General features: G+C 60.6%; 19 protein-coding genes. 16 read left to right on the top strand and 3 right to left on the bottom strand.

The window, feature by feature from the left end:
• Positions 1-12 precede the first annotated feature (12 nt).
• Positions 13-1416: an NAD(P)/FAD-dependent oxidoreductase gene (locus B5F98_RS08675; protein ID WP_087371475.1), complete on the top strand. Its 1404-nt coding sequence runs from the start codon at positions 13-15 to the stop codon at positions 1414-1416.
• 40 nt (positions 1417-1456) lie between these two features.
• On the opposite strand, the gene B5F98_RS08670 is transcribed toward B5F98_RS08675, so the two are convergent.
• Positions 1457-2410 carry a hypothetical protein gene (locus B5F98_RS08670; protein WP_087371472.1) on the bottom strand — a complete coding sequence of 318 codons (954 nt, stop codon included), beginning with the start codon at positions 2408-2410 and terminating at the stop codon, positions 1457-1459.
• 440 nt (positions 2411-2850) lie between these two features.
• Positions 2851-4218 carry a tRNA uridine-5-carboxymethylaminomethyl(34) synthesis GTPase MnmE gene (gene mnmE / locus B5F98_RS08665; protein WP_087371469.1) on the bottom strand — a complete coding sequence of 456 codons (1368 nt, stop codon included), beginning with the start codon at positions 4216-4218 and terminating at the stop codon, positions 2851-2853.
• A 200-nt stretch (positions 4219-4418) separates the two neighbouring features.
• Between mnmE and B5F98_RS08660 the strand changes: the two genes are divergently transcribed.
• Entirely contained in the window at positions 4419-4832 is a 414-nt protein-coding gene (locus tag B5F98_RS08660; protein WP_158096737.1) for a protein-export chaperone SecB, read from the top strand.
• 41 nt (positions 4833-4873) lie between these two features.
• Here the strand turns inward: B5F98_RS08660 and B5F98_RS08655 are convergent, their stop codons facing one another.
• Complete coding sequence (locus tag B5F98_RS08655; RefSeq protein ID WP_087371466.1) at positions 4874-5269, bottom strand: hypothetical protein; 396 nt, start codon at positions 5267-5269, stop codon at positions 4874-4876.
• A 174-nt stretch (positions 5270-5443) separates the two neighbouring features.
• On the opposite strand from B5F98_RS08655, the gene B5F98_RS08650 reads away from it, so the two are divergent.
• From B5F98_RS08650 to rplX, 14 genes are all read left to right on the top strand, one after another.
• On the top strand, positions 5444-5977 hold the full coding sequence (locus tag B5F98_RS08650; protein WP_087371463.1) for a dCMP deaminase family protein: 534 nt from the start codon (positions 5444-5446) through the stop codon (positions 5975-5977).
• Positions 5978-6740: 763 nt separating this feature from the next.
• Complete coding sequence (gene rpsJ / locus B5F98_RS08645; protein WP_087230559.1) at positions 6741-7055, top strand: 30S ribosomal protein S10; 315 nt, start codon at positions 6741-6743, stop codon at positions 7053-7055.
• A 273-nt stretch (positions 7056-7328) separates the two neighbouring features.
• Positions 7329-8051: a 50S ribosomal protein L3 gene (rplC, locus tag B5F98_RS08640; RefSeq protein WP_087230556.1), complete on the top strand. Its 723-nt coding sequence runs from the start codon at positions 7329-7331 to the stop codon at positions 8049-8051.
• Positions 8052-8069: 18 nt separating this feature from the next.
• Positions 8070-8684, top strand: coding sequence for a 50S ribosomal protein L4 (gene rplD, locus B5F98_RS08635; protein WP_087230553.1), 615 nt, complete (start codon positions 8070-8072; stop codon positions 8682-8684).
• Positions 8684-8980 carry a 50S ribosomal protein L23 gene (gene rplW / locus B5F98_RS08630; RefSeq protein ID WP_087371460.1) on the top strand — a complete coding sequence of 99 codons (297 nt, stop codon included), beginning with the start codon at positions 8684-8686 and terminating at the stop codon, positions 8978-8980. The genes rplD and rplW overlap by 1 nt, the downstream gene beginning before the upstream one ends.
• A 17-nt stretch (positions 8981-8997) precedes the next feature.
• Complete coding sequence (gene rplB / locus B5F98_RS08625; protein WP_087371457.1) at positions 8998-9831, top strand: 50S ribosomal protein L2; 834 nt, start codon at positions 8998-9000, stop codon at positions 9829-9831.
• A gap of 14 nt (positions 9832-9845) precedes the next feature.
• Complete coding sequence (gene rpsS, locus B5F98_RS08620; RefSeq protein WP_087230545.1) at positions 9846-10118, top strand: 30S ribosomal protein S19; 273 nt, start codon at positions 9846-9848, stop codon at positions 10116-10118.
• 14 nt (positions 10119-10132) lie between these two features.
• Positions 10133-10465 (top strand): 50S ribosomal protein L22, encoded by a 333-nt coding sequence (gene rplV, locus B5F98_RS08615; protein ID WP_087230542.1) that lies wholly within the window; start codon positions 10133-10135, stop codon positions 10463-10465.
• 19 nt (positions 10466-10484) lie between these two features.
• Entirely contained in the window at positions 10485-11297 is an 813-nt protein-coding gene (gene rpsC / locus B5F98_RS08610) for a 30S ribosomal protein S3 (protein WP_087230539.1), read from the top strand.
• Positions 11297-11719 (top strand): 50S ribosomal protein L16, encoded by a 423-nt coding sequence (rplP, locus tag B5F98_RS08605; protein WP_087230536.1) that lies wholly within the window; start codon positions 11297-11299, stop codon positions 11717-11719. The genes rpsC and rplP overlap by 1 nt, the downstream gene beginning before the upstream one ends.
• Positions 11720-11721: 2 nt before the next feature.
• Positions 11722-11913 carry a 50S ribosomal protein L29 gene (gene rpmC, locus B5F98_RS08600; protein ID WP_143482197.1) on the top strand — a complete coding sequence of 64 codons (192 nt, stop codon included), beginning with the start codon at positions 11722-11724 and terminating at the stop codon, positions 11911-11913.
• Between the two features lie 13 nt (positions 11914-11926).
• Positions 11927-12190 (top strand): 30S ribosomal protein S17, encoded by a 264-nt coding sequence (gene rpsQ / locus B5F98_RS08595; protein WP_087230530.1) that lies wholly within the window; start codon positions 11927-11929, stop codon positions 12188-12190.
• Between the two features lie 15 nt (positions 12191-12205).
• A complete protein-coding gene (gene rplN, locus B5F98_RS08590) occupies positions 12206-12574 on the top strand; it encodes a 50S ribosomal protein L14 (RefSeq protein WP_087230527.1) in 369 nt (122 codons plus the stop codon).
• A gap of 17 nt (positions 12575-12591) precedes the next feature.
• On the top strand, positions 12592-12903 hold the full coding sequence (rplX, locus tag B5F98_RS08585; protein ID WP_087230524.1) for a 50S ribosomal protein L24: 312 nt from the start codon (positions 12592-12594) through the stop codon (positions 12901-12903).
• Positions 12904-12907: the final 4 nt, after the last annotated feature.

The raw sequence follows: 12907 nt of genomic DNA, 5'->3' as shown, positions 1-12907 counted from the left end.
TGAGGAACGTTCATGACCAATCGTTATGATGTTATGGTGCTGGGCACCGGAGAGGCGGGCATTTTTGCCGCCTATGAGCTGGCGCTGCGCTGCCCCGAGGCCAAGGTGCTGGTGGTGGACCAGGGCGCCGATATTTACCACCGCAGCTGTCCCATTGTGGCGGGCAAAGTGAAGGCCTGCATCAACTGCAAGGTGTGCGACACCATGTGCGGCTTCGGCGGAGCCGGGGCCTTCTCCGATGGCAAATTTAACTTTACCACCGATTTCGGCGGCTGGCTCACCGACTTCCTCAGCCAGGAAGAGGTGATGGAGCTCATCGACTACGTGGACTCCATCAATGTCCAGCACGGCGCCACCACCCAGTGCTTCTCCACCACCACCCCCCAGGCCCGGGAGCTGGAGAAAAAGGCCCTGGAGTTCGACCTGCACCTGCTCCAGGCCCGGTGCAAGCACCTGGGCACCGAGAACAACCTGCGCATTTTGACCAACATCTATGAGCACATCCGGGACAATCACGACTTCCGGTTCCGCACCGCCATCCGCTCCATCACCGTGGAGGCCGACGGCACCTACACCCTGGCCAGCGAGAACGGGGACACCTTCAACGCCCCCTATCTCATCGCTGCCCCCGGCCGCTCCGGCGCGGAGTGGTTTGCCAACCAGTGCAAGGGGCTGGGGCTGGAGCTCATCAACAACCAGGTGGACATCGGCGTGCGGGTGGAGCTGCCCGCCACCGTCTTCGAGCACATCACCGACGTGGTGTACGAGTCCAAGCTGGTCTACCGCACCAAGCAGTACGGCGACTCGGTGCGCACCTTCTGCATGAACCCCTACGGCCACGTGGTGGCGGAGAACGTGGAGGGCATCAACACCGTCAACGGCCACTCCTACTCCGACCCCAAGCTGCAAAGCCGCAACACCAACTTCGCCCTGCTGGTGTCCAACCGGTTCACCCAGCCCTTCAACGAGCCCTACCGCTACGGCAAGCACATCGCCTCTCTGTCCAACATGCTGGCGGGCGGGGTGCTGGTGCAGCGGTTCGGGGATCTGGTGTCCGGCATCCGCACCAATGAGCACCGGCTGGCCAAGTCCTTTGTGCGGCCCACCCTCACCGCCGCCGTCCCCGGCGATCTGTCCCTGGCTCTGCCCAAGCGGCAGCTGGACGACATCATCGAGATGATCTACGCCCTGGACAAGTTGGCCCCCGGTACCGCCAACTACGATACCCTGCTGTATGGTGCCGAGGTGAAGTTCTACTCCGCCCGCATCTCCCTGTCCAACCAGCTGGAGACCGCCCTGCCCGGCTTCTTCGCCGTGGGCGACGGCGCCGGTGTCACCCGTGGCCTGGCCCAGGCCGGCGCCTCCGGCGTCAAGGCCGCCCGAGTGGTGGCAGACCGCTTAACAACCCGCAACTGACAAAAAATCCGCTGTGCAACCATGCACAGCGGATTTTTTCTTACAGTTCCACAGGCGGGTGGCCCAGGCGGTACACCACATCCACAAATCGGCGGTTGCGGATGGAGCTGCGGATGGTGGGCACAGCGCCGCCCAACATGAATACATACAGCAGCACCAGGTTGGTCCAATAGGCAGAGGGCACGATGATCTCCTCGGCCAGCAGCACGGGCACGGCCTGGAAGGCCATGGGCAGGGACATTTCCAGCTGCTGAGACACCAGAATGGCCCAGTCGATCCGGTCGCCCACAAAGGTCATGACGATCATCACCACAATGCTGATGACGATGCCCCGGTTGGACAGCTTGCCCCCCAGCATCTCATAGCCCTTGAGGGTACACACGGCCATGATGAGGCCGGACAGGGCGGCTACAACCCCCAACTGGCTGAGCAGGACGATGCACAGCACTCCCAACAGGGAGCCGATGAGGCTGCCCACGATGCCGCCCGCCACATTTTCGCTCTTCTGGGCTCTCTGGGTCTGGGCGGTGTTGTGGGACTGCTTCAGAGCCTGGGCGCAGCTGTCGCACACCTGCATGTAGCCGCCGGAGACAAAGTAGCCCTCCACAGGCAACTCCTGGCCGCAGTTCTGGCAGCAGGGCCGGAAGGACTGGGTGCGCAGCAGCTCGATGAAGGCGTTCATAGCCGACTCCAGCCGCTCTGCCCCCTTGGAGCCCTTGACCCGGACGGTGATGGAGATGGCGTTCTGACGCTGGTGGAGGAGAAAAATCTCCTTGTGCTCCCGCTTGAACTGGCGCACCTCCTCTTTGCTGAGAGGTCCGGCGGTGCGGTGGACGGGGGTGGTCACCAAAAGCTGATAGGGGTAGCGGGGGTCCGGGGCGAAGATGGTCCAGGCGTAGCCGCCCCGCTGGCCGTACAGGCCACCGCTGGGGTCCATCTGCAACCCCAGGCGCTGGGCAAACCCAGCGTAGGCGTTGGAAATTTTCTTGTTCATAAACTCTCTCTCTTTCTCTCCCCTGGGTGGGGATGAGAGCATCTTAGCACAGGGGGAGAGAAAAGTCCAGTATCCCCCCAGGATAGCCAAACATCGGCAACAAACGGGAAACAACCCACCACCTATAGCGGCCTGTGTGGCAGGGAAGGGGGGAAAAGCCTCGCAGAGTTCCCGCCGCCAGGCGGGAAACATGGAAATACATGGGAGCCCAGGACATGCGCATGGGATCCCATACTTCTCGCCCTGCAAGTGTGGTTTTGGCCGCCTGTGGCGGACAAAAATGCGCGCAGCAGGGTGCAAAAAAAGACACCGGGAAAGGCGGTCTGCCTTTCCCGGTGAGAGAGACTTCCACAGCTTCCACAAAGTTTTCCACATGGTGTGTGAGTTGTGGAAGGCTATCCATAGATATGGTGTCAACCCCTAAAAAGTGACAAAAACTGTCATTTACCCACGCAAAAGCGATGGAAAATTTGGGAAGTAATGTCGTCCCGCACCACACGCCCGGTGAGCTGGCCCAGATATTGGAGGGCGTCTTCCACATCGGTGAGGACGGCGTCGGGGGAGAGCCCGGCCTGGAGGGCCAGCTGGGCACGGGTGAGACAGTCCCGGGCCTGGGCGGCGGCCTGGGCCTGGCGGGCATTGGTTAAAAGGGCACCGGGGCGCAGGCCGGGGTCGTGGGGGAACAGGCGGCCAATGGCCAGCTCCAGCTGGTCGATGCCGTCCCCGGTGAGGGCGGACAGGGTCACCGTCTCCACCCCGGCGGGGGGCTGGGGCAGGGGAGCGGCGGAGGGCAGGTCCTCCTTGTTGTACACCAGGATGGTGGGGCCGTTCTGGGCGGCCAGCCGCAGCAGCTCTTCCTCCTCCTCGTCCCGGGGCCGGGAGGCGTCCACCACCACCAGGGTCAACTCGGAGCGGCGCAGGGCTTCCCGGCTGCGCTCCACCCCCAACTGCTCCACCTGGTCGTCGCTGTCTCGCAGTCCGGCGGTGTCGATGAGGCGCAGCAGCACCCCGCCCATATTCAGCCGCTCCTCCACGGTGTCCCGGGTGGTGCCGGCAATGGGGGTGACGATGGCCCGGTCATAGCCCAGCAGGGCGTTGAACAGGGTGGATTTTCCGGCGTTGGGCTTGCCCACGATGGCGCAGGGGATGCCCTCCACCAGGGCTTTGCCCCGCTGGTAGGTGGCGGTGAGCTGGTCCAGCTGTTTCTCCGTCTGGCCCAGGGTGTGGTTGATCTCCTGGGCCTCGAAGGGGTCGATGTCCTCGTCGGGGTAGTCCAGCACGGCGTGGAAGTGGGCCATGAGGGCGGTGAGCTGGTGGTAGATGTCCTCAATGACCTGGGCCAGGGCCCCGCCCAGCTGTCCGGCGGCCTGATACACCGCCCCCTGGGTCTCGGCGTGGATGAGGTCTGCCACCGCCTCGGTGCGGGTCAAATCCATTTTTCCCGCCAGGAAGGCCCGCCGGGTGAATTCGCCCGCCTGGGCCTGGCGCACCCCGCAGGAAAACAGGGCCTCTAGGGCCATGGTCAGCAGCACCGGGGAGCCGTGGCATTGCAGCTCGGCGGTGTCCTCTCCCGTATAGCTGTGGGGGCCACGGGAGACGGTGGCCAGGCAGTGGTCCAGGGCCTTGCCCTGGGCGTCGTGGAGGGTGCCGTACACCAGCAGGCGGTTGGGCTGCTCTGCCATGGGCTTGCCACGGGCGGGGGTAAACACCTGGTCCAGGGCGGAAATGGCCTGGGGCCCCGAGAGGCGGAGGATGCCGATGGCAGTGGCCTGGTGCCCGGTGGCAATGGCGGCAATGGTATCATTCATAAAAATCACCTCGAAAAGCCAGGGAGCGTGTGTGCAAAAGAGAGAGAAATTTACACAAGGACGGTTGCACACCCTGTCAAGTTATGGTACAATAGCGGCAGTGTCGCCAAAGGCGAGGGGCGTCAGAGACGTCCGGCCATGGTATCTCTATGGTACAATGGAACACAGGAAAAATCAACAAGAAGGGCGAGGTGCCAACCATGGCAGATTTGCAAATGCTTTCCTACAAGCTGGAGGACCTCCAGTTTTTCAACAAGCTGGACAAGGCTGGGCAGGTCCAGCTGGAGAACAACTCCAATTTCACCGTCAAGTACAACGCCGACTCCACCAAGTGCGTGGCCAAGCTGTATCAGTGCGTGAAGGACAAGACCGACAACCCCGATCACCGTTTCTTCGCCTCTGTGGAGCTGGTGGGCCTGTTCCAGGTCACTGGTGAGGTCACCGACGACGATAAGAAGGAGTTCCACGTGCGCTGCTACGAGCAGCTGTTTTGCTACGCCGACACCCTGGTCAGCCGGGTGTGCGAGGCCGGCGGTATGCCCAACTTCCGCCTGCTGCGCCGTCCCATGACCAAGGACTCTGTGCAGGTCAAGCAGCCCAACCAGAACAAGTAATTCCATAAAAAATGGGTCGGACCTTGGTCCGACCCATTTTTTTAACTTTTTTCCTCGAAGGTGGCCCCGCAGGAGCGGCAGTGGACGGTGATGCGTCCCTTGCCCCGGGGCACCCGCATCTGCTGGCCGCAGCTGGGGCACTTGAAGTAACGGTGCTCCCGGTCTTTCATCCGGGTGCGGAAGGTGCGGAATTTATGTTGGATGGGCCGGACAATCTGGAGAAACCGGGTGTTTTCTGCCTGACGGCGGTAGATGTCCCGGGACAGCATCCGAAACAGCACCACCAGTAATAGTACCAGTACGATCATGTCCAGCACCCACAGCCCGGTGAGGAAAAACACCAGGTAGAGCACCAGATAGGTGACCATGAGAAACAGATTGAGTTGGTCCATGCCATAGCGGCCAGTCATAAAACGGCTGAGATATTGACGAATCACAGGTTCTTACCTCCTGACAGCCTAAGGCGTCGCTGTATTGTTTACTATTATGATAATCGCAACCCTTGGCAACGTCAATGGGGTAACGGTAAACAAAATGTGAATTTGACCGTTGTGTCACGGAAAAAAGGCTGATATAATGGCAGGCAGTACGAAATATGGAGGGATGGTCCCATGCCACGCATTGACAAGACAAACTATTATCTGGACATTGCACAGACGGTGTCCGAGCGCTCCACCTGCCTGCGCCGCCACTATGGGGCCATCATCGTCCAGAATGACGAGATCGTGTCCACCGGCTACAACGGGGCTCCCCGTGGCCGGAAAAACTGCATTGATTTGGGCTACTGCACCCGGGAGGCCATGAACATCCCCTCCGGGGAGCGGTACGAGCTGTGCCGTTCGGTGCACGCCGAGGCCAACGCCATCATCTCCGCCTCCCGCCGGGAAGTGCTGGGGGCCACCTTATATATGGTGTGCGTGGACCCCAAGACCCGCACCCTTCTGGCCGGGGCCACCTCCTGCTCCATGTGCCGCCGCCTCATCATCAATGCGGGTATCTCCCGGCTGGTCATCCGGGACACGGAGACGGAGTACCGCATTGTGGATGTGGAGAAGGAGTGGATTGAGGAAGACGACTCTCTGCCCAGCCACCTGAGAGAGGGGCAGGGGAGTTCTTGCAGTTGCAGCGGCGGCTGTTGTGGGTAATGAATAGTGAAGAATGAATAATGAAGAATTGTGGTGTGCCGCTGGGCGGCACGGATTTTAATTGAGGCAGCCCTAACATCGGTGCATTTCTTGCGTTGATGGGCGTAGGGGAGGGGCTTGCCCCTCCCGAATCCTCCAGGGCAATACCAGGGTAGCCACGGGCCGGGCAAGCCGCGGCCCCTACCCCAGCGCCACAGGGGGGCGGAAATGCTCCCGGCGGAGCGTCCCCCGTTGGGGCGCAGGTTTGCGCCTGAGACATGGGAGAAGAACAGGCCCCCGGCAAAGCGGGCCGGGCAAGCCACGGCCCCTACCACAGCGCCGCATGGGGTGCGGAAACGTCCGAAGAGCCGGAGGCGTTTTGAGGGCCTGGAGGCCGGAAAAGCAAAGGTCAAATTGCACACAAAAACCCCCTGGTTTTCCCCGGGAACTGGCGGAGTTTGCAGCGAAAAAACTTGAATTTTCCCTTGACTTTACAAAGTGTATATAGTACAATAACCAAGCGCCTGCAAAGGGTGCACTATGCGATGATGCGGGAGATTGCTCGTGAAAACGAGGTAACTTCCGCGGAGTATGTCCGAGAATCGGGCGGCTGAGAGACTCAGTTCACGGCGTATATCGCCGGGAAATGGGTGAAACCGGCCAGCTTTTGTGCCGGTTTTATTCATGTCCCAGAGTGATACGCACGGAAACGTGGACGGAGTTTTTCACCGTACGAAGGGACGACCAATCATCACTTCGTATGTTATTAAGGAGGAAAACCCAAATGGCAGCTCAGAAAGAAATGATTCGCATTCGGCTCAAGGCTTACGATCATCAGCTGATCGACCAGGCCGCCGAGAAGATCGTGGAGACCGCCAAGCGCTCCGGCGCCACCGTCTCCGGCCCCATCCCCCTGCCCACCAAGAAGGAAGTGGTCACCATCCTGCGCGCTGTCCACAAGTACAAGGACAGCCGTGAGCAGTTTGAGCGTCGCACTCACAAGCGTCTGATCGACGTGGTGAAGCCCTCTGCCAAGACTGTGGAGGCTCTGATGAGCCTGGACCTGCCCGCTGGCGTGGACATCGAGATCAAGCTGTAAGGAAGCGTGGAAAAGCCGGGAGCAGGAAGCTTGGACCGTAGCGAGCGTTTCAAAGGAGAAGTGAGCAGCACTTCGAGTTTGGAAAGCGAGTCGAAGGGAAAGCGGCCGTCGCGAAGGCTTTGGAACGTGACAACATTACAACTGACTCTCACACAACTTTGTTGTACCCGCAGCTCACCGCTGAAATTGAGGTGAGCGGGTCATGTTGGAAAACCAATGAGCACCCAATGTCTCACGTTTTTCAACCAATAACCTTATTAAGGAGGAATACACATGGAAAAGGCCATTATCGGCAAGAAGCTGGGCATGACCCAGATCTTCGATGAAGCCGGCAAGGTCATCCCGGTCACTGTCATCCAGGCAGGCCCCTGCACCGTGGTGCAGAAGAAGACCGAGGAAAAGGACGGCTACACCGCCGTTCAGCTGGGATTTGAGGAAGTTCCCGAGCGCAAGCTGTCCAAGCCCGAGGTGGGCCACAGCAAGAAGTCCGGCAAGGTCCTGCGCGTCCTGAAGGAGTTCAAGCTGGATAACGCCGCCGAGCTCAACGTGGGCGACGAGATCAACGCCACCGTGTTCGCCGTGGGCGATCGCGTGGACGTGACCGGCATCAGCAAGGGTCACGGCTATCAGGGCGTCGTCAAGCGCTGGGGCGCTCACACCCTGAAGAATACCCACGGTACCGGTCCTGTGCACCGTCACGCCGGTTCTATGGGCTCCAGCACCGATCCTTCCCGCATCTTCAAGGGCAAGATCGGCGCCGGCCAGATGGGCAACGAGCAGGTCACTGTGATGAACCTGGACGTTGTGGTGGTCGACGAGGAGATGGGCCTGGTTGCCGTGCGCGGCGCTATCCCCGGCCCCAAGGGCGGCGTGGTCGCTCTGCGCAGCTCCGTCAAGAAGGTCATGGAGAAGAAGGTCACCGAGGCTGGCCGCGTCAATCCTCAGAAGGCTTCCGCCCGTGTCAATCCCCAGAAGGCCTCTGCGCGTAACAAGTAAGAAAGGAGAGAATGACAAATGCCTAAAGCTAACCTTTATGATATGGCCGGTAAGCAGATCGGCGAGGTCGAGCTCTCCGAGTCCATCTTCGGCATCGAGCCCAACCAGTACGTCGTTCACGATGTGGTCAAGAATCACCTGGCCAACTGCCGTCAGGGCACTCAGAGCGCTCTGACCCGTGCCGAGGTTTCCGGCGGCGGCCGCAAGCCCTGGCGCCAGAAGGGCACCGGTCACGCCCGTCAGGGTTCCACCCGTGCTCCTCAGTGGACCCACGGCGGTATCGTGTTCGCTCCCAAGCCCCGGGATTACAGCTACACCCTCAACAAGAAGGTGAAGCGTCTGGCCCTGAAGTCCGTTCTGTCCGCTAAGGCTGCCTCCGGCAACCTGCTGGTGGTGGACGGCCTGGGCATGAACGAGATTAAGACCCGTACCTTCCAGGGCTTCCTGAACGCCGTGGAGGCCGACAAGGCTGTGGTTGTCACCAGCTGCGCCAACGTGGTCAAGTCCGCCCGCAACATTCCCGGCGTGGTCACCACTCCCGCCAACCTGATCAATGTCTATGACATTGTCAACGCCAACCAGCTGATCATCGACAAGGCTGCGCTGGCCACCATCGAGGAGGTGTTCGCCTAATGAAGACCGCTTACGATATCATCAAGCGCCCCATCGTCACCGAGCAGTCCATGATGCTGGCCACCGAGAAGAAGTACACCTTCGAGGTCGCCAAGGACGCCAACAAGATCGAGATCGCCAAGGCAGTCGAGGAGATCTTCGGCGTGAACGTGGCGAAGGTTAACACCCTGAACATGCAGGGTAAGGTCAAGCGCATGGGCCGTTATCCCGAGGGCCGTCGGGCCAGCTGGAAGAAGGCCGTTGTGACTCTGACCGAGGAGTCCAAGACCATCGAGTTCTTCGAGGGTATGGTGTAAGAGGAGGAAATTGAACTATGGCTATTCGCGTATACAAGCCCACAACGCCCTCCCGCCGTCACATGACTGTGTCCGCCTTCGAGGGCATTGATAAGAAGGCCAAGCCGGAGCGCTCCCTCACCGAGGTGCTCCAGAAGCACGCCGGCCGTAACAGCTACGGCCGCATCACCGTCCGCCACCGCGGCGGCGGCAACAAGCGCAAGTACCGTATCATCGACTTCAAGCGTGATAAGGTGGGCAGCGCTACCGTCATCAACCTGCAGTACGACCCCAACCGCTCCGCCAACATCGCCCTCATCGAGTATGAGGACGGCGAGCGCCGTTATATCCTGGCTCCCGTGGGCCTGAAGGCCGGCCACATCATCATGACCGGCGCCGACGCCGACATCCTGCCCGGCAACTGCCTGCCCATCGCCAACATCCCCGTGGGTGAAATGATCCACTGCATCGAGCTGTATCCCGGCAAGGGCGCTCAGCTGGTTCGTTCCGCTGGCGTGGCCGCTCAGCTGATGGCCAAGGAGAACGGCATGGCTCAGGTGCGTCTGCCCTCCGGCGAGGTCCGCCTCATCCGTGAGGAGTGCAAGGCCACCATCGGTCAGGTCGGCAACACCGACTGGGCCAACATCCACATCGGTAAGGCCGGCCGTAAGCGTCACATGGGCTGGCGTCCCACCGTGCGTGGCTCCGTCATGAACCCCAATGACCACCCCCACGGCGGTGGTGAGGGCAAGAGCCCCGTGGGCCGTCCCGGTCCTGTCACTCCCTGGGGCAAGCCTGCTATGGGTTACAAGACCCGCAAGAAGAAGAACCCCACCGACAAGTTCATCGTCAAGCGTCGTAACGGTAAGTAAGGAGGCAGTAAAAGATGAGCAGAAGTATCAAGAAAGGCCCCTTTTGCGCTCCCGAGCTGCTGAAGCGGGTCGACGAAATGAACAAGGCCAACGAGAAGAAGGTTCTGAAGACCTGGAGCCGCGCCTCCACCATCTTCCCCTCCTTCGTGGGCCACACCTTTGCTGTGCATGATGGCCGCAAGCACGTGCCCGTGTACGTCACCGAGGACATGGTCGGCCACAAGCTGGGCGAGTTTGCTCCCACCCGTACCTTCAAGGGTCACGCTGGCAGCAAGACTGGTAAGTAAGGAGGAGAGATAGAATGGAAGCTAAAGCAACACTGAGATACATTCGTATCTCTCCCCGCAAGGTCGGCATTCTGTGCGACCTGATCCGTGGCAAGAGCATTGCTCAGGCCAACGCCATCCTGGCTCTGACCCCCAAGGCCGCTGCTGAGCCCCTGATGAAGCTGGTCAACAGCGCCGCCGCCAATGCCGAGAACAACCACGGCATGGACCCCGAGAAGCTGTACGTTGCTGCCACCTTCGCCACCCCCGGCCCCATCATCAAGCGCTTCATGCCCCGGGCCCAGGGTCGTGCCTATCGCATCAACAAGAGAACTTCTCACGTGACCGTTGTGGTCAAAGAGCGCTAAGTAAGGAGGTCAAAGAGTAATGGGACAGAAAGTTAACCCCCACGGCCTTCGCGTGGGCGTCATCAAAGACTGGGACTCCCGTTGGTATGCCCGCAATGAGAAAGTGGGCGACCTCCTGGTTGAGGACTACAATCTCCGCCGCGATCTGAAGAAGCGGCTCTACTCCGCCGGCGTGCCCAAGATCGAGATCGAGCGTGACAACGCCAAGATCCGCATCTATGTGCACTGCGCCCGTCCCGGTGTCGTCATCGGCAAGGGCGGCGAGGAGATCGAGAAGCTGCGCGTGGAGCTGGAGAAGAAGCTGGGCAAGCCCGTGGCTCTCAACATCGTTGAGGTCAAGAACGTGGACACCAACGCTCAGCTGGTGGCTGAGAACATCGCTCAGCAGCTGGAGAAGCGCATCGCGTTCCGCCGCGCGATGAAGAACGCCATGGGCCGCGCTATGCGCATGGGCGCCCTGGGCATCAAGGTGCAGGCTTCCGGCCGTCTCAACGGCGCTGAGATCGCCCGCACCGAGCAGTACCACGACGGCACCATCCCCCTGCAGACCCTGCGTGCCGACATCGAGTACGGCTTTGCTGAGGCTGCCACCACTTATGGCCGCATCGGCATCAAGGTGTGGATCTACAAGGGCGAGGTTCTGACTCAGACCCTGCGCACCACTCCCCGCACCATCGACACCAAGAACTACAAAGAGCGTGAGCAGCGCCCCCGTCGTGACCGCCGCAATGGCGATCGCCGCAACGGTGGTGATCGTCGCCAGGGCGGCTTCAACCGCAATGGTGGCAACCGCCAGGGCCGTCCCGCTGCTAAGGAAGGAGGCGCCCAGTAATGCTGCTGCCTAAGAGAGTGAAATATCGCCGCGTGCACCGTGGTCGTATGACCGGCGTCGCCACCCGTGGCAACACCATCGCTTACGGTGAGTTCGGCCTGGTGACCACCGAGCCCGCTTGGATCACCGGCAACCAGATCGAGGCCGCCCGTGTGGCCATGACCCGTTACACCAAGCGTGGCGGTAAGGTCTGGATCAAGATCTTCCCCGACAAGCCCGTGACCAAGAAGGCCCTGGGTACCCGAATGGGTTCCGGTAAGGGCGCTCCCGAGTACTGGGTTGCCGTTGTCAAGCCCGGCCGTGTCATGTTCGAGATCGCCGGCGTTTCCGAGGAGGTCGCCCGTGAGGCCCTCCGTCTGGCCAGCCACAAGCTGCCTGTCAAGTGCAAGATTATCAAGAAAGAGACGAATGGTGGTGAATGAAGATGAAAGCTAACGAAGTCCGTAAGATGAGCGCAACCGAGCTGGAGACCAAGCTGGTGGAGCTGAAGAAGGACCTGTTCAACCTCCGTCTTCAGCACGCCACCAATCAGCTGGAAAATCCCATCCGCATCGCAGAGGTTAAGAAAGACATTGCCCGAGTCAAGACCATCCTGCGTGAGCAGCAGGGCCGATAAGGAGGAGTAAACGATGAGCGAAGTGAGAACCTCTTCTCGTAAGACCAGAGTCGGCCTGGTGGTTTCGGATAAGATGGATAAGACCGTGGTGGTCGCCATCGCCGACCGCGTGGCCCACCCTCTGTATAAGAAGATTGTCAAGCGCACCTACAAGCTGAAGGCTCACGACGAGCTGAACCAGTGCGGCGTAGGTGACCGTGTTCGTGTGATGGAGACCCGCCCCCTGTCCAAGGACAAGCGCTGGCGCGTGGTTGAGATCATCGAGAAGGCGAAGTAAGAAGGAGGTGCCAGTATGATTCAGGAAGAAAGCTATCTGAAGGTTGCCGACAACACCGGCGCCAAGGAGATCAAGACCATCCGCGTACTGGGCGGCTCCAAGCGCAAGTTTGGTAACATCGGCGACGTGGTGGTCGCCTCCGTACGCAAGGCCGCTCCCGGCGGCACCGTGAAGAAGGGCGAAGTGGTCAAGGCCGTTATCGTCCGCTCCAAGCGCGGCGTGCGCCGTGCCGACGGCAGCTATGTGCGTTTCGACGACAACGCCGCCGTTATCATCCGCGACGACAAGAACCCCCGCGGCACCCGTATCTTTGGCCCAGTGGCTCGTGAGCTGCGTGACAAGGACTACATGAAGATCCTGTCCCTGGCTCCCGAAGTGCTGTAAGAGGGGGGTTACGAGGTATGAGTATGAACGTAAAGAAGAACGATACCGTGGTTGTCCTGTCCGGTAAGGACAAGGGCAAGCAGGGCAAGGTCCTGTCCGTCAACCCCGAGGCCGGCAAGGTGGTCGTGGAGGGCGTCAGCGTCGCTACCCGTCACCAGAAGGCTCGCCGTCAGGGCGAGGAGGGTGGCATCGTCAAGAAGGAGACCCCCATCTACGCCTGCAAGGTTATGACCGTGTGCCCCAAGTGCAACAAGGCCACCCGCGTCGCCCACAAGATCGTGGACGGCAAGAAGGTGCGCGTGTGCAAGCACTGCGGCGCTGAAATCTGAGAAA

Origin of the sequence: Pseudoflavonifractor sp. An44 (genome assembly GCF_002161675.1) — a bacterium.
GTDB lineage: Bacteria > Bacillota > Clostridia > Oscillospirales > Oscillospiraceae > Enterenecus > Enterenecus faecium.
This window is presented reverse-complemented; position numbering and strand designations above follow the sequence as displayed.